Source organism: Pseudomonas sp. NFX98 (assembly GCF_047784845.1).
Lineage (GTDB): Bacteria > Pseudomonadota > Gammaproteobacteria > Pseudomonadales > Pseudomonadaceae > Aquipseudomonas.
Genome location: NZ_JBLNNF010000001.1, coordinates 492854 through 511725, shown reverse-complemented (window position 1 = coordinate 511725; position 18872 = coordinate 492854). Strand labels below are relative to the sequence as shown.

The 18872-nt window shown below is 58.8% G+C and carries 17 protein-coding genes; 10 read left to right on the top strand and 7 right to left on the bottom strand.

Annotation, left to right across the window (positions count from 1 at the left end):
- The 4 genes from doeB (at position 1) to ACM110_RS02310 (ending at position 4731) form a co-directional block, all read left to right on the top strand.
- Positions 1-1002 (top strand): N(2)-acetyl-L-2,4-diaminobutanoate deacetylase DoeB, encoded by a 1002-nt coding sequence (doeB, locus tag ACM110_RS02325; protein ID WP_416126375.1) that lies wholly within the window; start codon positions 1-3, stop codon positions 1000-1002.
- Between the two features lie 131 nt (positions 1003-1133).
- Positions 1134-1613, top strand: a complete 480-nt coding sequence (locus ACM110_RS02320; RefSeq protein ID WP_416126374.1) for an Lrp/AsnC family transcriptional regulator — start codon at positions 1134-1136, stop codon at positions 1611-1613.
- A 248-nt stretch (positions 1614-1861) separates the two neighbouring features.
- The gene (locus tag ACM110_RS02315) at positions 1862-3334 is read left to right on the top strand and encodes an NAD-dependent succinate-semialdehyde dehydrogenase (protein ID WP_416126373.1); all 1473 of its coding nucleotides are present in this window, start codon (positions 1862-1864) and stop codon (positions 3332-3334) included.
- 11 nt (positions 3335-3345) lie between these two features.
- Complete coding sequence (locus tag ACM110_RS02310; RefSeq protein ID WP_416126372.1) at positions 3346-4731, top strand: aspartate aminotransferase family protein; 1386 nt, start codon at positions 3346-3348, stop codon at positions 4729-4731.
- A gap of 188 nt (positions 4732-4919) precedes the next feature.
- On the opposite strand, the gene ACM110_RS02305 is transcribed toward ACM110_RS02310, so the two are convergent.
- Positions 4920-5354: a YhcB family protein gene (locus ACM110_RS02305; protein WP_008016678.1), complete on the bottom strand. Its 435-nt coding sequence runs from the start codon at positions 5352-5354 to the stop codon at positions 4920-4922.
- Positions 5355-5498: 144 nt separating this feature from the next.
- Here ACM110_RS02305 and ACM110_RS02300 point away from each other — a divergent pair, with 144 nt between their 5' ends.
- From ACM110_RS02300 to zapE, 3 genes are all read left to right on the top strand, one after another.
- Entirely contained in the window at positions 5499-6128 is a 630-nt protein-coding gene (locus ACM110_RS02300; protein ID WP_416126412.1) for an alpha/beta hydrolase, read from the top strand.
- 24 nt (positions 6129-6152) lie between these two features.
- Positions 6153-7508, top strand: coding sequence for a tryptophan--tRNA ligase (locus ACM110_RS02295; protein WP_416126371.1), 1356 nt, complete (start codon positions 6153-6155; stop codon positions 7506-7508).
- 90 nt (positions 7509-7598) lie between these two features.
- Entirely contained in the window at positions 7599-8693 is a 1095-nt protein-coding gene (zapE, locus tag ACM110_RS02290; protein WP_150702964.1) for a cell division protein ZapE, read from the top strand.
- Between the two features lie 94 nt (positions 8694-8787).
- On the opposite strand, the gene ACM110_RS02285 is transcribed toward zapE, so the two are convergent.
- From ACM110_RS02285 to ACM110_RS02265, 5 genes are all read right to left on the bottom strand, one after another.
- Entirely contained in the window at positions 8788-9786 is a 999-nt protein-coding gene (locus tag ACM110_RS02285; RefSeq protein WP_416126370.1) for an asparaginase, read from the bottom strand.
- A gap of 76 nt (positions 9787-9862) precedes the next feature.
- Entirely contained in the window at positions 9863-11065 is a 1203-nt protein-coding gene (locus ACM110_RS02280) for a hypothetical protein (RefSeq protein WP_416126369.1), read from the bottom strand.
- Positions 11066-11084: 19 nt separating this feature from the next.
- A complete protein-coding gene (locus ACM110_RS02275) occupies positions 11085-11972 on the bottom strand; it encodes a nitrilase family protein (RefSeq protein ID WP_416126411.1) in 888 nt (295 codons plus the stop codon).
- A gap of 177 nt (positions 11973-12149) precedes the next feature.
- Positions 12150-14096 carry a flavin monoamine oxidase family protein gene (locus ACM110_RS02270; protein ID WP_416126368.1) on the bottom strand — a complete coding sequence of 649 codons (1947 nt, stop codon included), beginning with the start codon at positions 14094-14096 and terminating at the stop codon, positions 12150-12152.
- 257 nt (positions 14097-14353) lie between these two features.
- A complete protein-coding gene (locus ACM110_RS02265) occupies positions 14354-15274 on the bottom strand; it encodes a GlxA family transcriptional regulator (protein ID WP_178120848.1) in 921 nt (306 codons plus the stop codon).
- Between the two features lie 221 nt (positions 15275-15495).
- Here ACM110_RS02265 and ACM110_RS02260 point away from each other — a divergent pair, with 221 nt between their 5' ends.
- Positions 15496-16632 (top strand): acyl-CoA dehydrogenase family protein, encoded by a 1137-nt coding sequence (locus tag ACM110_RS02260; protein ID WP_416126367.1) that lies wholly within the window; start codon positions 15496-15498, stop codon positions 16630-16632.
- Positions 16633-16741: 109 nt separating this feature from the next.
- Here the strand turns inward: ACM110_RS02260 and ACM110_RS02255 are convergent, their stop codons facing one another.
- On the bottom strand, positions 16742-17782 hold the full coding sequence (locus ACM110_RS02255; RefSeq protein ID WP_416126366.1) for an NADP(H)-dependent aldo-keto reductase: 1041 nt from the start codon (positions 17780-17782) through the stop codon (positions 16742-16744).
- Between the two features lie 245 nt (positions 17783-18027).
- On the opposite strand from ACM110_RS02255, the gene rplM reads away from it, so the two are divergent.
- Both rplM and rpsI read left to right on the top strand, forming a co-directional pair.
- On the top strand, positions 18028-18456 hold the full coding sequence (gene rplM / locus ACM110_RS02250; protein WP_416126365.1) for a 50S ribosomal protein L13: 429 nt from the start codon (positions 18028-18030) through the stop codon (positions 18454-18456).
- A gap of 14 nt (positions 18457-18470) precedes the next feature.
- Complete coding sequence (gene rpsI, locus ACM110_RS02245) at positions 18471-18863, top strand: 30S ribosomal protein S9 (RefSeq protein ID WP_003228056.1); 393 nt, start codon at positions 18471-18473, stop codon at positions 18861-18863.
- Positions 18864-18872 lie beyond the last annotated feature (9 nt).

Here is an 18872-nt window from a genome sequence, read left to right as displayed (position 1 = left end):
ATGAGTGAACTGCCTGACAACCCGATCAGCGCAACCGTGGATTTCACCCGCGAAGGCGTGCAGCACGGTTTTCTCAAGCTGCCGTATTCCCGGGACGATTCCGCCTGGGGCGCGGTGATGATCCCGGTCACGGTGATCCAGCGCGGTCAGGGACCGACCGCGCTGCTCACCGGCGGTAACCACGGCGACGAATACGAAGGCCCGGTGGCGTTGAGCAAACTGGCGCAAAGCCTGACGGCCGAGGACGTGAGCGGGCGAGTGATCATCGTGCCGTTCATGAACACCCCGGCGTTCCATGCCGGGCGGCGCACCTCGCCGATCGACAAGGGCAACCTCAACCGCAGCTTTCCTGGCAAGCCGGATGGCACGGTGACAGAGAAGATCGCCGACTATTTCACCCGCACTTTGCTGCCTCTGGCCGACATCGTGCTGGACATCCACTCCGGTGGGCGCACCCTGGATTTCCTGCCGTTCGCCGCGTGTCATGTGCTGCCGGACAAACAGCAACAGGCGCAATGCGAGGCAGGCATGCGTGCGTTCAATGCGCCGTACAGCATGCGCATGCTGGAGCTCGATGCCGGGGCGATGTACGACACCGCCGCCGAATCCCAAGGCAAAATCTTCGTCACGACCGAGTTGGGCGGCGGTGGTTCGTCCACGGCGCGCAGCGTGGCGATTGCCGAGCGCGGGGTGCGCAATCTGTTGGTGCATGCCGGGATTATTGAGGGCGAAGTGCAGACGGCGCCGTCGATCATGCTCGACATGCCCGACGGCGATTGCTTCATCGCCAGCGAGCACGACGGCCTGCTGGAAATGTGTCGCGACCTGGGTGATAACGTGAACAAAGGCGAAGTGATCGCCCGTGTCTACGACGCTACCCGCAGCGGCGTGGCCCCGGTGGAATACCGCGCGGCGCGCAGCGGTTTGCTCGCGGCGCGACACTTTCCTGGGCTGGTGGGGTGTGGCGATACCATTGCGGTTATCGCCGAAGTACTGACCTGACCACAATCCCTGTGGGAGCGAGCTTGCTCGCGATTGCGTCGGCACATCCAACATTGATGTAACTGAAATACCGCCATCGCGAGCAAGCTCGCTCCCACAGGGGCTCTTAAACATTCACGAGATCGCCACCCATGCACAAACTCGATCGCTATGACCTGAAAATCCTGCGAATCCTCGCTGACGACGGGCGTATCACCAAGTCGAGCCTGGCCGAGGCGATCAATCTTTCAGTGACCCCGGCCTGGGAGCGTGTGCGCAAACTTGAGGCCCTCGGCCTGATCAAGGGCTACCGTGCGCAAATCGACTGGAACGCGGTGTTCAAAAGTCAGCAGGTGCTGGTGGAAATCACCTTGGCCCGGCACACCGCGCAGGACATGCGACGCTTCGAACAGCGCATGAGCGAAGCGCCCGAGGTGGCGTTCTGTTATGCCACCGGTGGCGGCGTCGATTACATGGCGATGATCCAGGCACCGGACATCGATCATTACCAGCGTTTCATCGATCAGCTGCTGCTCGACGACCTGGGCATCGAACGCTACTTCACCTACATCGTCACCAAAACCATCAAGACCGGCGGCGCCTTGCCGGCCGAACTCTCTCAAGAATCCTGAAATCACCACAGTAACCCTGTAGGAGCGAGCCTGCTCGCGATGGCGTCCTTACAGTCAACCCTTGTGTTGACTGATGTGCCGCCATCGCGAGCAGGCTCACTCCTACAATGGATTTACTTCAACCGCAAAAATCCACGATTGACCCCGCCCAATCAGAAAAAACCACCTGCCGCACCCCTCCAAACGCCAAATCCCCACGGCTTCGCTGCCCTAGCATGGTTCCACGCACACGGATTGGAGTGAACGCCATGACTTACAAACATCCACTGCTGTTCAAGGCCCTTTGCTATGTCGATGGCCATTGGGTGCACAGCGACAGCGGCCACAGCATCGCTGTGCATAACCCCGCGGATCAAAAACTGATCGGTCATGTGCCAATGCTCGATCAGCCGCAAATCGTCGCTGCCATCGATGCCGCGCACTGCGCGTTCGCCGATTGGCGCAAACAAAGCCTTGAGGCGCGTGGGACGATTTTGCGGCGCTGGGCAGCATTGATTCTCGAGCATCAGGAAGACCTCGCGCGGATTCTCAGCCTGGAGCAGGGCAAGTCCCTGGCCGAGTCCCGTGGCGAAATTGCCTACGCAGCCAGTTTCATTCCGTGGTTCGCCGAAGAGGCCCGACGCCTCAATGGGCAAAACATTCCCAGCCACATTCCCGGTGCACATCTGGGCACATTGAAAGAGCCGGTCGGCGTCTGCGGGTTACTGACGCCATGGAATTTCCCTTCGGCGATGATCACCCGCAAAGCCGCCGCAGCCCTGGCTGCCGGTTGCACCGTGGTGATCAAACCGGCCCATGAAACGCCTTACTCGGCATTCGCCCTGGCGCAACTCGCCGAGGAAGCGGGTTTCCCGGCCGGCGTGTTCAACGTGGTACTGGGCGAACCGCAGATGGTCATGCAAACCCTGGTGCAGGACAACCGCGTGCGCTCGGTGAGTTTCACCGGCTCGACCCGTGTCGGTAAGTTGGTGCTGCAAGCCGCAGCGCAGGACGTGAAAAAGGTTGCACTGGAACTGGGCGGCAACGCGCCGTTCATTGTTTGCGCCGATGCTGATCTGGAGCTGGCGGTGAAAGTCGCGGTGGCGGCCAAATTCCAGACTTCCGGCCAGGATTGCTGTGCGGCCAACCGGATCATGGTCGAGCGTTCGGTGTATCCGGAATTCCTCAAGCGCTTTGCCGTAGCCGTGCGTGAGTTGAAGGTCGGCCCGGCCATGATCGGCGACCGCGAGCAACAGGTCGACATTGGCCCGTTAATGCATCAGGCCGCCTTCGATGTCACCGCCGAACGTGTCGCCGATGCCCTGCAACATGGCGCGCAGCGGCTGGTGGGCGGCGAGGCGCATGCCCTCGGCGGTTTGTTTTACCAGCCAACAGTGTTGGCCGACGTCACACCACAAATGCGCATTTACCGCGAAGAAAACTTCGCGCCAATCGCCGGGGTGATGCCATTCGACACCCTCGATCAGGCCGTCGAGATGGCCAACGACACCGAATACGGTCTGGCCGCCTACATTTGTTCCAATCGCCTGGACCTGATTTACCCGCTGATCCGCCGACTCGACCACGCGATGGTCGCAGTCAATGGCGTCAAGTTCACCGGCCATCCGATCCCGTTCGGTGGCATGAAAGCCTCGGGGCTGGGCCGCGAGGGCGGCACCGAGGGCTTCGAAGCCTTTGTCGAAACCAAATACTTCTGCCTGCACCATCAAGGCCAGTTCTGAGGAGATCTACCATGAGCCAAGAATTCGACACCCTGTTCGAGCAAGACCGCGCGCACTTCATGCACCCTTCGACTCACGCCCATGACCACGCCAGCGGCGCACTCAAGGGCCGCATCATCAAGGGCGCCTCGGGTATCCGCATCCGCGACCACGAAGGCCGTGAACTGATCGACGCCTTCGCTGGCCTGTATTGCGTGAACATTGGCTACGGCCGTACCGAAGTCGCCGACGCAATCTACAAGCAAGCCAAGGAACTGGCCTATTACCACACCTACATGGGGCACTCGACCGAGGCGATCATCGAGCTGTCGAGCCGCATCATCGACTGGGCGCCCGAAGGCATGAAGAAGGTCTACTACGGCCTGTCCGGTTCCGATGCCAACGAGACCCAGATCAAACTGGTGCGTTATTACAACAACGTGCTCGGTCGCCCGCAGAAGAAGAAAATCATCTCCCGCGATCGTGGTTATCACGGCTCGGGCATCATGACCGGCAGCCTGACCGGCCTGCCGAGCTTCCATCAGCATTTCGACCTGCCGGCCGAAGGCATCAAGCACACCGTGTGTCCGCACTGGTATCGCAAGGCGCCGACCGGCATGGATGAAGCCGCGTTCGTGCGCTACTGCGCCGACGAACTGGAAAAAATGATCCTCGCCGAAGGGCCGGACACCGTTGCAGCCTTCATCGGCGAGCCATTGATGGGCACTGGCGGCATCATCGTTCCACCGGCCGGTTACTGGGCGGCGATCCAGGCAGTGCTGAACAAGTACGACGTGCTGCTGATCGCCGACGAAGTGGTCTGCGCCTTCGGTCGACTGGGTTCGAAGATGGGCAGCCAGCGTTACGGCATGCGCCCGGACCTGATCACCACGGCCAAAGGCCTGACCAGCGCTTATGCGCCTTTGTCGGCAGTGATCGTCGGCGAAAAGGTCTGGGATGTGGTCGAAAAAGCCTCTGAATCCCAAGGTGCCATGGGTCATGGTTGGACGTATTCCGGGCATCCGATCTGCGCGGCGGCGGCATTGGCCAACCTCGACATTCTGGAGCGGGAGAACCTTACGGCCAATGCCGACAAGGTTGGCGCCTATCTCAACCGTCGGCTGCGCGAGACGCTCGAAGGCCATCCGCTGGTGGGCGAAGTGCGCGGTGACGGTATGCTCGCGGCGGTCGAGTTCATGGCTGATCGTGAACAGCGCACGGCATTCGATGCGGCCTTGAAGGTGGGGCCAAAAGTGTCGGCGGCGTGTTTGGAGCGCGGCATGATCGCCCGGGCCATGCCCCATGGCGACATCCTTGGTTTTGCACCGCCGCTGGTGTTGACCGAGGCTGAGGCGGACCTGATTGTTGGTATCACCAAGGATGCGATTGATCAGGTGGCTGGCGAAGTGTTGGGCTAACCCCCGCCACAACGGTCACCTGTAGGAGCTGCCGCAGGCTGCGATCTTTTGATCTTGCTTCTTGGAATCAAAAGATCGCAGCCTCGTTGCACTCGACAGCTCCTACCCGCCTCAATTGACTCGTCAAAAACAAAAAAGCCCCCGGACAATCACTTGTCCGGGGGCTTTTTACATCGCCTGAAACCTGATTACTTCTTCAGGCCGTAATGCTCATCGAGCATGCCCGGGGCGTTCGGGGCTTTGGGCGCGTAGTCGCGTGGCGGTTCCTGATTGCGCGGCGGCGTCAGGCGTTCCCGTGGTGCCTGCGCCGCGTCGGCGTGCAGGGAGGCCAGCAAGCGTTGGCGGGTCTGCTCGTCCAGGGCCAGGCGGTTGGCACCCTCGGCGAGATGATCCTGCACTTCCTGATAGCTCGCAGTCAGTTTCTTGACCAGTGTCGCGGTGCTGTTGAAGTGGGTCACCACTTCGTTCTGATAACTGTCGAAGCGTTCCTGAATATCGTCCAGCTGACGTTGGGTACTGCTAGGCGCGGCATTCGGCGCCAGGCGAGCGATCAGGAAACCAATGGCGACACCCACAACCAGGGCAAGAGTCGGCAACAACCAAACTAAGAGCGAGTGTTCCACGAGTCCTTCCTCTATAAACGGCTTTGCTTTACGTTAACGGCTCGAACCTGCGCTGTATACCGCGATTCGCTCGCAATAGACAGTTGCAGACAATTTGCTAGACGAGTCGACCCGATTCGAGGTCACGGAGTTCTTTCCTTGCTGATGCGTGAAACCCCTGTAGTGATTGATGGCCCGGTTGGTCAACTGGAAGCACTTTACCTGGACAGCGAACACCCGCGCGGCCTGGCACTGATCTGTCATCCAAACCCGGTGCAGGGCGGCACCATGCTCAACAAAGTGGTCTCGACCCTGCAGCGCACCGCGCGCGATGCCGGTTTGATCACCTTGCGCTTCAACTATCGCGGCGTTGGCGCCAGCGAAGGTTCCCACGACATGGGCACCGGTGAAGTCGATGATGCCCAGGCTGTTGCCGCATGGTTTCGGGAAAAACACCCGGATCTGCCGCTGACCCTGTTCGGTTTCTCCTTCGGCGGTTTTGTTGCAGCAAGTCTCGGCGGACGTCTGGAAGCGCAGGGCGAACAGCTCAAGCACCTGTTCATGGTGGCGCCAGCGGTGATGCGCCTGGGCGATCAGGATCAACTGCCGCAACACGGCGAGCTCACTGTGATTCAGCCGGAAACCGACGAAGTGATCGATCCACAGCTGGTTTACCAATGGTCCGACAAGCTCGAACGTCCCCATGAGCTGCTGAAAGTGGCAGAATGCGGACACTTTTTTCATGGCAAGCTGACCGATCTCAAGGATCTGATCCTGCCGCGCCTCTCGAATTGATTGCAGTCTGACAAGCGATTACCCATGACGACTCGTACCCGTATCCTCACCGGCATTACCACCACCGGCACGCCGCATCTGGGCAACTACGCCGGCGCCATCCGCCCGGCGATCCTTGCCAGCCGTGACAGCAATGCCGATTCGTTCTACTTCCTGGCGGATTACCACGCCCTGATCAAGTGCGATGACCCGCTGCGCATCCAGCGTTCGCGTCTGGAAATCGCCGCGACCTGGCTGGCCGGTGGCCTGGATGTGGACCGCGTGACGTTCTATCGCCAGTCCGACATCCCGGAAATCCCCGAGCTGACCTGGCTGCTGACCTGCGTCGCCGCCAAGGGCCTGCTCAACCGCGCCCACGCCTACAAGGCTTCGGTGGACAAGAACGTCGAGACCGGCGAAGACCCGGACGCCGGCATCACCATGGGCTTGTACAGCTACCCGGTACTGATGGCCGCTGACATTCTGATGTTCAACGCGCACAAAGTGCCGGTCGGTCGCGACCAGATCCAGCATGTGGAAATGGCCCGCGACATCGGCCAGCGTTTCAACCATCTGTTTGGCCAGGGCAAAGAATTCTTCACCATGCCCGAGGCGTTGATCGAAGAGAGCGTCGCCACGTTGCCGGGCCTGGATGGCCGCAAGATGTCGAAGAGCTACGACAACACCATCCCGTTGTTCAGCAGCGCCAAAGAGATGAAGGACGCGATCTCGCGGATCGTCACCGACTCCCGCGCGCCGGGCGAAGCGAAAGATCCAGATAACTCGCACCTGTTCACCTTGTTCCAGGCCTTTGCTACTCCGGCGCAGGCCGACGAGTTCCGCAGTGAACTGTTGCAAGGCCTGGGCTGGGGGGAGGCGAAAAATCGTCTGTTCCAGTTGCTCGACAACGAGCTGGGCGAGTCTCGCGAGCGTTATTACCAGTTGATCGAACGTCCGGCGGATCTCGAAGACATCCTGCAGCACGGCGCGAAAAAAGCCCGTTCGGTAGCGACGCCGTTCCTCAACGAACTGCGTGAAGCCGTTGGCCTGCGTTCTTTCGTGGCCCAGACCCAAGTGGCGGCGACCACCAAGAAAAAAGCTGCGAAAGCCGCGCGTTTTGTCAGCTTCCGCGAAGACGACGGCAGTTTCCGCTTCCGTCTGCTGGCGGCCGATGGCGAGCAACTGCTGTTGTCGCGTAATTTCGCCGACGGCAAGACCGCCGGTCAGGTGACCAAGCAGCTGCAATCCGGCCAGCCACTGGACGTGCGCAATGAAGACCTGAGCTTCAGCGTGTGGCTGGAAGGCGAGTGCGTTGCCGACAGCCCTGTGTTCGCTGCCAGCGCTGCGCGTGACGCTGCCATCGAGGCTTTGCGGATCGCCCTGACCCCGGTTCAGGAATAAACAACGGTTCGGCCCTACCAAGGGCCGATTGCCATTCCTGCGGGCCGTCGCTACAGTGTCGGCCCGTTTTTGTTGCCTTGCTAACGAATTATGACGCCCCTAGAACGATATCAAGCTGATCTGAAACGCCCGGAATTCTTCCATGACGCCGCGCAGGAAACGGCCGTGCGTCATTTGCAGCGCCTGTACGACGATCTGGTCGCGGCCGAGCAGAACAAACCGGGCCTGCTGGGCAAACTGTTTGGCAAAAAGGATCAGACCCCGGTCAAGGGCCTGTACTTCTGGGGCGGCGTAGGTCGCGGCAAGACTTACCTGGTCGACACCTTCTTCGAAGCGCTGCCGTTCAAGGAAAAGACTCGCACTCACTTCCACCGCTTCATGAAGCGCGTGCACGAAGAGATGAAGACCCTGGGTGGCGAGAAAAACCCGCTGACCATCATCGCCAAGCGTTTCTCCACCGAAGCCCGGGTGATCTGCTTCGATGAATTCTTCGTTTCCGACATCACCGACGCCATGATTCTCGGCACGCTGATGGAAGAGTTGTTCAAGAACGGCGTGACCCTGGTCGCAACGTCGAACATCGTGCCGGACGGTCTGTACAAGGACGGCCTGCAACGCGCGCGCTTCCTGCCGGCCATCGCGCTGATCAAGCAGAACACCGAGATCGTCAACGTCGACAGCGGCGTCGATTACCGTCTGCGTCACCTCGAACAAGCGGAACTGTTCCACTTCCCGCTCGACGAGGCGTCCCACGAAAGCCTGCGCAAGAGCTTCCGCGCGCTGACACCGGAATGCACCGCAGCGGTCGAGAACGACGTGCTGATGATCGAGAACCGCGAAATCCGTGCCCTGCGCACCTGCGATGACGTGGCCTGGTTCGAATTCCGTGAGCTGTGCGACGGCCCACGCAGCCAGAACGACTACATCGAACTGGGCAAGATTTTCCACGCCGTGCTGCTCAGCGGCGTCGAGCAGATGAGCGTCACCACCGACGACATCGCCCGACGCTTCATCAACATGGTCGACGAGTTCTACGACCGTAACGTGAAACTGATCATTTCTGCTGAAGTCGAGCTGAAGGATCTGTACACCGGCGGTCGCTTGAACTTCGAGTTCCAGCGAACGTTGAGCCGTCTGCTGGAAATGCAGTCCCACGAATTCCTGTCCCGGGCGCACAAGCCGTAGGGCTATTCGGAAAAGTAAAAAGGCCTGCAATTGCAGGCCTTTTTTGTACGCTGAAAACCCCTGTAGGAGCGAGCTTGCTCGCGATGGCGGTATGTCAGTCACATCGATGCTGGATGTTGCCTTTCAAGTAGCGCGTCAACTCATGCTGTCGCTGACAGCCAATCAGCAGCCACAGCAAAATCCTGGCTTTGCGCGGACAGAGAAATCCAGACATCAAGGCACCTTTGCGGATCAGGTCCATCTCGCTGCCGTCAAAGCCGTAAGTGGCTTGCGCGGTGGAACCCGAACCGGTGCGTGTCGCAATGATCACCGGGATTTTTTCGGCGATGCGCTCAATGTTCGTCGCCCAGCGCTGCGAGACGTGACCGGCACCGAAACCGGCGATCACCAGCCCGTCGTAGCCGAGGGCGAGGATGTTCTCCAGGAGCAGGGTGTCTGCCGAGAGCGATGCCTCGAGCAGTGCGACCTTCTGAGTGGTCTGCTGCGGCAAGGGTAGTACCGCGCGTTGGACCGGCGGACGCAGGTAACGAACGCAATCCTCTATCAACAGGCCAACGGGTCCGGTAACCGGAGAGGAAAATGCCTGCAGCGCAAGTGAATCGGTTTTGCGCACGCTATTCGCTCGATGTATCTCCCCGTTCATCACCACCTGAACACCGCGCTGCCGGCTGCCGTCAGCCAAGGCGACGCGGCACGCATCCAGCAAATTCGCCGGTCCGTCGGCGCCTGGCTGTGCTGCTGAACGCATGGCGCCGGTCAGCACCAGTGGCGTGTCGTGGGGCCACAGGTAATCGAAAAACTGCGCTGATTCTTCGAGAGTGTCGGTGCCTTGAGTGATTACGACCCCCACGGCGCCCTGTTTTACCTGAAAGCTTGCCCAGGACAAGACGCTCAGCAAAAACTCGAAATCCAGCGAGGCGCTGGGTAGCAGGCCAAGCGTCTCAACGGTCACTCGGGCCAGCGTCGACAGTTCCGGAAGGGAGGCCAACAGGGTTTCGCCGCTGACGGTCGGAATAACGCCTTCACCGGCATTTCTTGCTTGCATGCTTACCGTTCCGCCGAGCGCTGCGATGGCCAGTTTGGGCAGGTCCATGTCATACCTCGATTGATTGTCATGAAAAGTGGCTGTACCCGGTTTCTGGCCGTGATACAGCCGAAGGCTGGAGGCGTTAATCCGCGATCAGGTAGCCGATCAGTGGAACGATCAATAGCGTGCTGATAGCCATGGAGAGCACATTGCCAATGTAGGCGTGCATGTCCGCCGGTAATCGTCTGGACAGTGCACACGCCAGAGGCGGCGCAACAAGCGCCCCCAGCAGGGCACTGGAAACGATCACCTGCCAACTGCCGCCGTAGGCCAGAATCGCCGCAGGAACCACTGACACCAGTGGCACGTAAGTCGGATACCAGCCGAGCAACATCCACTGTCGGCGCCAGATCAGCACCCCGATGGCTGACGTCAGTGCCTGGCCGGCAATGATGTGCGGCAGCAGCCCCGATCCATACGCGGGGCTCATGGGGTTCAAGCTGTACGCCAGCAATGCGCCTGCCAGCAGGCCAAGGCTGGCCAGTTCATTGCCGAAGAACGGCGCTTCGGAAAAGTCCGCCAGTACCCGACGCAAACTCCAGATCACGCCGTAGTCCGGTGCCTTTTTGGTGACGTGCGCTACGGTCGTGAGGGCTGGTATCTCGGGTTGCTCGGACTTCATCAGCGCTGGCCAATAGCGACAGAGCAGGAACGCCAGGACGCTGGCAATCGCCATGCCCAGGACATTGCCGATCACTGCGGGCAAGACCAGCGGGTTGCACACGTAGTTGACGATCAGCAGGCACATGGGCGTGACGAGTGCGGCGCCCAGGATTGCGCCGTTGATCGCCACCTTCCAGCCGCCGCCGAACATCAGCACCATCGCCGCAGGCAGCGATACAAACGCGGCGAATGTGGGTTGCCAGTCATTGGCGTTCACCGTCCAGCCCCATAGCAGGTTACTCAGCAACAACCCGAGCAATGAACTGGTGACCAGCCACGGCCAAAGCCCCGTTCCATAGGAAATGGCAAAACCTTGCCAGGATTTCCCCGTTCGATTTGCCCAGTAGGCGAGGTAGGCGCCTGCTAGCAGCCCAATCGAAGCGAACTCGTGTTTGTAGAACGCCACTTCGCTGATGTCGCCCACGACCCAGCGCAGCCATGCGCTCGGTTCGGGCAGCGAGGACACCATGTCGCTGTAGCTCGGCCAGTGAGCAGACCACAAGGAACGGTAGGAAAATGAAAGCCAGACAGCCAGCACAGCGATGCCGATCAGCAGCACGATGACCGCCAGATCAAAAGAAGAGCTGCGGGGCAGCGGTTTTTTGTCGGTTGTGATTTCCATCAGTCAGGTCCCCCTTTTATCAGCGCGGAAGACAAGCGTGTTGGGTGCAGCCGAGCATTTGATCGTAGAGATCCGTTCGGCGATCGCGATGCAGGTCGTTCAGGTTGTTCCAGATCGGTGCGCTGCGGGAACTGGTCAGGTCGATGTCGGCAAACAGGATTTCCTGTTGGTCCGCCGATGCCACGTTGCCTATTGGCCAGCCATTGGTTCCGGCAATCAGGGAACAACCCAGGTAGCGAGCGCCGCGTTCTTCGCCGATCCGGCTGGCGGCGGCAATAAACACGTTGTTGACGTGAGCTGCGGTCATCGTCAGATACGACGCCATGCATTTGCCGGCCTCGTCGAACAGCGGCGGTGGCGTCCAGACCCAGTTGTTCAGGCTGCAAATGATGTCCGCGCCTTGTTGGCTGAGGATTCGCGGCACCTCCGGGAACCAGATGTCCCAGCAGATCAATAGTCCGATGCGGCCGATGGGCGTTTCAAAAACCGGGAAACCCAGGTCGCCCGGTGTGAACCAGAGTTTCTCCAGATTCCACAAATGGGCTTTGCGGTACTTGCCGATAAAGCCGTCAGGCCCGCAAAGAACGCCGGTGTTGAAGAGTCGCATGCCGTCGCGTTCGGCCAAACCAGCGACAAGGTAAACCTTGTGCTGACGCGCGAAATCCATCCAGGTCTGCACACTTGGCCCATCGGGCACTGACTCCGAATGGTCGAAGGCATCCTGGCGGGTGCTGAAGAAATAACCTGTGTTGGAAAGCTCGGGCAGGACGATGAGATTCGCACCGCCGTCTACCGCCTCTAAAGCCAATTCCAGGCTTCGACGCAGATTGCCTTCACGATTCTCGATGCCGACTTGTGGATCGAACTGCACGACTGCTACACGAACAGGACTGGTTGGATTGCTCATTCCCGATAACCTCTTTTTATTGTTTTTCACGCCGTTTAAGTGCGTGTTTATAAGAGGTGAAACAGCAAGCGGGCGGAAGTCAGCCGCTTCCGGTACGGGTGTAGTCCTTGTCCGAAGATGCATTAACGGCGCGGGGAGGATGAGCCAGCACATCGCGTGCATGGCTCCGAAGCAGGATCAGGGTTTGACTTGGTAATGCGGGTAATTGGTCATGGAAAAATCGCCATTGAAAGAGGCGTCGGTTTTGTTGCAGATATGGATGACTGCGTCCACCGCTCCCCGCAAGCAAGGTTCCGTCCAACCGGCGTCGACTGAAAACGATTCGCCGGAAAAGTACAAACCTGAAACATGTCCAAAGTCTCTGTTGTATTTCATCAAGCCGACGGCGTCGTAATACGTGCCGGGCCGATAGAGCTTTGCGCAACCCAAGGCGTTTTTATCGGTTATCCAGCGTTGCACCACGGCTTGATCAATACCGACATAGGGCGAAATGCGCTGCTGGACGTTGGCAGAATTCACTAGGATGCGGTCCAGTTCCTTGACGCACTTGCTGACCAGCTCTTTGTCGGTGAATGTGGCGAGTTTGGTGGCGTCATCCTCCCATGTGTAACTCAGCAATATGCAGTCATAGCTGTAATTGTCGTTGTAGCGATAGGTGTAGACGTCATGGATGAAGCTGTCGGTGACGATGGCTTGCGGGATTTTGGTGTTGTTCGAAAGGAACGACTTTTTCAATGGCGCATACACCTTGCAACTGGTTTCCCAGTGCGCCGTTTTCCAGGCATTGATCGTCTCGGATGGCAGCATCTCTTGGGTGAAATCCTCGAGCCTGATTCGGGTTTCGATCAGCCAGGACGGAAGGGTGACGATGACCGAGTCAAAGTCATCGAAGTGCTCCTGGGTTTCTTCGGGCAGGCTGTGTTTCCAATTGAAGTACACGCGGGTTTGCCGGTTGGTAAGCTTTTTGAGTCGGGTGACAGATGAGTCCGTCAGCAGGCCATTGCTTCGTTCACGGCTGTGTTCGTAGACGGATTTTCCGGTTTCATCGATGTTCATGAACAACAGGCATTCGTCCAGTGCGGCGAGCCCGATGTAGCGAGGTCTGTCGAAGCTCAGCCCTGTCGAGTCGTAAACAGCTTCACTGTGCAAGTGGGGTGAAGCGAGAGGATCACCATTGGCATCTACCCGGCCGTGAATCAGTTGCAACTGGCTGCTGAAACCAAAAATGGCCGTACGCAGGGGATAAAGGCAGCACACGTCGTAAAAGGCGCCCCAACTGCCGTCGCCGATACCAATGGCGTAGAAAATCGCCGACTCCTCGGCGGTCATGCCCATTCCGCCAAAATCCCCGGGGGCGCGTTTATCCCAGGCTTGAAGGGCCGGCATGCTGACCAGATCCCTAAAGGAAACGCTCTGGTATTTATCGACGATGGCGGCCCACATGGCTTCCCACTCCGGGCCGGCATAACTTTCTGCAACCTGCCGGGTCATTTGATCGGCAAAGGCTTTCCATTTGGCGTAGACCTTTTGCAGTTCCTCGCCAGGAGGCGGGGTCAAGCCGTCTTCGTTCTTCCATATCAGCATCTGCGGAGTTGCTCCGCCTCCCAGGCTGCCTTCACGAAGGTAGATCCCGGTGGATGTGACCCACGGGCTTCCGGGGTTGGCAAAATCCGAATGTGCCAGGTCAAACGCTTGGGCGTAGTAAGCCATCAGCGAGCGGCCTTCTGTCGGCGGCTCATCCGCCCGGTTGAAAAACGGCATGCGCATGGCACCCATTTCAAATGGTGTATGGCTCGCTGCCGAGTTGGGGCTTCCGGGGACGGTCAGGTGCCTGCCGCCGATGCGTCTGGATTGTTCGATGAGTGTGATCTGGGTGAAGCCGCAGCGATAAAGCTCTCTGGCGGCAGTCAGGCCTGTCACGCCGGCGCCAATGATGCAGATTCTATGATTGGGGTCAGTTGCCTTGGCGATACCGTCTTTTTGCTCGACCAAGGCCCGGTAGTCGAAGCACAAGTCGGGTGGATTTGGAAAGCGGGCAGCCCATTTGTCTTTGGCCGAGCGTTTTGTTCGCCTGGTTTCCCCGGCAATGATTGAGGGGTAGTTGTAGCTTGATCCGATAGTCACTGTTGAACGTCCATGTCAGCACTGAAGGTGTGTGCTGGGACATAGTTGCGTGGCAAAGGGGTTGGCGACCATCAGCCAAATCGTATGCTTCGTGGTTCTGTATTCCGGGTTTTGCGTAGGAAAAAGAAGCCTTTCGGTGGATTCACCACTAGAACCTGTGGGAGCGAGCTTGCTCGCGATGGCGGACTATCATCCAACATCTCTATTGGATGTATTGGCCTCATCGCGAGCAAGCTCGCTCCCACAGGGTTTAGTTGTTACGCCGCTTGCTGAAACTGCTGCCGATACTGGTTCGGCGACAACTCAGTGTGCTGGCGGAACAACCGCGCGAAGAAGCTGGCATCGTCGTAGCCGACTTCGTAGCTGATGGTCTTGATGCTCTTGCGGCTGCCGGACAACAGGCCCTTGGCGGTTTCGATGCGCAGGCGTTGCAAATAGTGCAGCGGTTTGTCGCCGGTGGCGGTCTGGAAGCGGCGCATGAAGTTGCGGATGCTCATGCCGTGTTCGCGGGCGACGTCTTCGAAGCGGAACTTGTCGGCGAAATGTTCTTCGAGCCAGTGCTGGATCTGCAGGATGATCACGTCCTGGTGCAGCTTCTGTCCGCCGAAACCGATCCGTCCTGGCGAATAGCTGCGCTGGACTTCATACAGAATATCCCGTGCCACAGCCTGGGATACGTTGGCCCCGCAGAAACGTTCGATCAGGTAAATGTACAGATCACAGGCCGAGGTGGTGCCGCCTGCGCAATACAGGTTGTCGGCGTCGGTCAGGTGCTTGTCCTGATTGAGCTGGACCTGTGGGAAGCGTTCGGCGAAGGCGTTGAAGAAGCGCCAGTAAGTGGTCGCTTCCTTGCCGTTGAGCAACCCGGCTTCGGCCAGCCAGAACACGCCCGTGGCCTCGCCACACAGCACCGCGCCGCGCGCATGTTGCTGGCGCAGCCAGGGCAGGACCTGTGGATAACGTTTGCACAGCGAATCGAAATCGTCCCAGAAGGCTGGAAGCACGATAATGTCAGCATTTTCCAGTCCGCCATCCACCGGAATCATCACGTCGCTGAAGGTGTTGACCGGTTTGCCATCGGGGCTGACCAGGCGGGTTTCGAACGCCGGGGTGAGGCCTTGGCCCAGCTGCTTGCCGTAGCGCAGGCTGGCGAGATGGAAGAAATCCTTGGCTTGCATGAGGGTGGAAGCGAAAACCCGGTCGATGGCCAGGATGCTGACGCGCCGCAGGGGCGTGGAGGCTTGGTTAGACATAATTCAACTTTATTCTTATAGGGGAAAGTGGTCACCAGACGGCTGGATCGTCTTATTTTTTGTCGGATGTGTCCAGTGTCCTGTATCGGAAGCGAGGCATAGTCTCTGAAGGTCAACTCCTTCTAAAAACAAAGAAAAGGTGCCGCATGATCCCCAGAACCCTGTTCAGCTCCGAGCACGAGCTTTTCCGCGACAGCGTGCGAACGTTCCTCGAAAAAGAGGCGGTGCCGTTCCATGGGCAATGGGAAAAACAGGGCTATATCGACCGTAAACTCTGGAACAAGGCGGGCGAGGCGGGGATGTTGTGCTCGCACCTGCCGGAAGAGTACGGCGGGCTGGGGGCGGACTTTCTCTACAGTGCGGTGGTGATCGAGGAAGTCGCGCGCCTGGGTTTGACCGGCATCGGTTTCTCCCTGCATTCGGACATTGTGGCGCCGTACATCCTGCATTACGGCAGTGAAACGCTGAAACACAAATACCTGCCGAAGCTGGTTTCCGGGGAGATGGTGACTGCCATCGCCATGACGGAGCCGGGCGCGGGCTCTGATCTGCAAGGGGTGAAGACCACTGCGGTGCTCGATGGTGATGAGTACGTGATCAACGGCTCGAAGACCTTTATCACCAACGGGTTTCTCGCCGACCTGGTCATCGTCGTGGCCAAGACCGATCCGAAGGCTGGCGCAAAAGGCACCAGTCTTTTTCTGGTCGAGGCGAATGCGCCGGGGTTCGAGAAGGGCAAGCGCCTGGAAAAAGTCGGCATGAAAGCCCAGGACACTTCGGAACTGTTCTTCCAGGACGTGCGCGTGCCGAAGGAAAACCTGCTGGGCCAGGCCGGGATGGGCTTCGCTTACCTGATGCAGGAGTTGCCGCAGGAGCGCCTTACCGTGGCCATTGTTGGCCTGGCTTCAGCCGAAGCGGCGCTGCAATGGACGCTGGACTACACCCGCGACCGCAAGGCGTTCGGCAAGGCTATTGCCGATTTCCAGAACACTCGTTTCAAACTGGCGGAGATGGCGACCGAAATTCAAATCGGCCGGGTCTTCGTCGATCGCTGCCTGGAACTGCACCTGCAAGGCAAGCTCGACGTACCGACGGCGGCGATGGCCAAGTATTGGGGCACTGACCTGCAATGCAAGGTGCTCGACGAGTGTGTGCAGTTGCATGGTGGCTACGGCTTCATGTGGGAGTACCCGATTGCGCGGGCGTGGGCGGATGCACGGGTGCAGCGGATTTATGCGGGGACCAATGAGATCATGAAGGAGATCATTGCGCGGTCGCTTTGATCTGCGGTGATGGTTGAAAAGATCGCAGCCTTCGGCAGCTCCTACACGGAATTGGCGTACACCCTGTAGGAGCTGCCGAAGGCTGCGATCTTTTCGTGGTCATGACAAATTATGGCGCCGGATTCGGATGATCCTTGTGAATCGCCTCGATCCCTTCCAGCACTTCATCCGATAACTTCAGATCAAAACTGGCAATGTTGCTCTCCAGTTGCTCCATCGTGGTCGCGCCGATGATATTGCTGGTCACGAACGGCTGCTGCGTCACGAATGCCAGGGCCATTTGCGCCGGGTCCAGGCCGTGTTCACGGGCCAGTGCCACATAGCGGCTGCATGCGGCTTCCGACTGCGGGTTGAAATAACGGCTGAAGCGGCTGTAGAGGCTCAGGCGACCTTTTGGCGGGCGCGCGCCACCTTCGTACTTGCCTGACAGGAAACCGAACGCCAGTGGCGAATAGGCGAGCAGGCCGCACTGTTCGCGAATGGCGATTTCCGCCAGGCCGACTTCGAAGCTGCGGTTGAGCAGGTTGTACGGGTTCTGGATCGAAACGGCACGTGGCCAGCCACGGGCTTCGGCCAGGGCGAGGAAGCGCATGGTGCCCCACGGGGTTTCGTTGGACAGGCCGATGTGGCGGATCTTGCCGGCCTTGACCTGTTCGTCCAGTGCTTCGAGGGTGTCCTCAAGCGGCGTCAGGTTGGCTTCGATCTTGTGCTTGTAGCCCAACTGACCGAAGAAATTGGTGCTGCGCTCCGGCCAGTGCAGTTGGTACAGATCGATGTAGTCGGTCTGCAGGCGCTGGAGGCTGGCATCCACAGCTTCGGTGATGTGCTGTCGATTGTGCCGAAGATTCTTGTCGCGGATGTAGTCGATGGTGTTGCCCGGCCCGGCAATCTTGCTCGCGAGGATCCAGTCGGCACGATCACCGCGGCTTTTGAAGTAATTGCCGATGTAGCGTTCGGTGGTGGCGTAGGTTTCGGCCTTGGGCGGCACCGGGTACATCTCGGCCGTGTCGATGAAATTGATCCCTGCGCTCTTGGCCCGTTCAATCTGGGCGAAGGCGTCTGCCTCGCTGTTTTGCTCGCCCCAGGTCATGGTTCCGAGGCAGAGGGCACTCACATTCAGATTGGTCCGGCCTAGCTGGCGATAGTCCATCGGGTGCTCCTTGGGCAAAACAATCATAAAAGCAGGTTGAAATATTTTTCGCAATCTGCATAATTGCGCACCTCTTTCTGCAGTGGAAGTGATGCGCCGCCGCCGAAGAATCTTGCCGTTGAACGGACGCGCCGACCCGAGCCCCCGAAAGCGTCTGTATCCGGCTGCCTTTGACTTGTCAAAGTACGCACTATTCAGTAAGATCCGCCGTCTAATTTACAGGGCGGCCCCTGAGGCTATAAAGAATGAAAACTTTTACTGCTAAACCGGAAACAGTAAAGCGCGACTGGTTTGTCGTCGACGCTGCTGGTCAGACCCTGGGTCGTCTGGCCACCGAAATCGCGAGCCGTCTGCGTGGCAAGCATAAAGCTGAGTACACTCCTCACGTTGACACCGGCGACTACATCGTCGTAATCAACGCCGAGCAGATCCGTGTTACTGGCGCTAAAACCACTGACAAAATCTACTACTCCCACTCCGGTTTCCCGGGCGGCATCAAGTCGATCAACTTTGAAAAGCTGATCGCCAAGGCCCCTGAGCGCGTGATCGAGACCGCGGTCAAAGGCATGCTGCCTAAGAACCCGCTGGGTCGCGACATGTACCGTAAGCTGAAAGTCTATGCGGGCGCTGCACACCCACATACTGCTCAGCAGCCCCAAGAACTGAAGTTTTAACGGAATAGTACATTATGTCGGCGACTCAAAATTACGGCACTGGCCGTCGCAAGACCGCAACCGCACGCGTTTTCCTGCGTCCGGGTACTGGTAACATCTCCATCAACAACCGTTCGCTGGATAATTTCTTCGGCCGCGAAACTGCCCGCATGGTAGTTCGTCAGCCGCTGGAATTGACTGAGACTGTCGAGAAGTTCGACATCTACGTCACCGTGATCGGCGGTGGTGTAAGTGGTCAAGCTGGCGCAATCCGCCACGGTATCACTCGCGCTCTGATGGACTACGACGAGACTCTGCGCAGCGCTCTGCGTAAAGCCGGCTTCGTAACCCGCGATGCACGTGAAGTTGAACGTAAGAAAGTTGGTCTGCGTAAAGCGCGTAAGCGTCCGCAGTACTCGAAGCGTTAATTCGCTTCC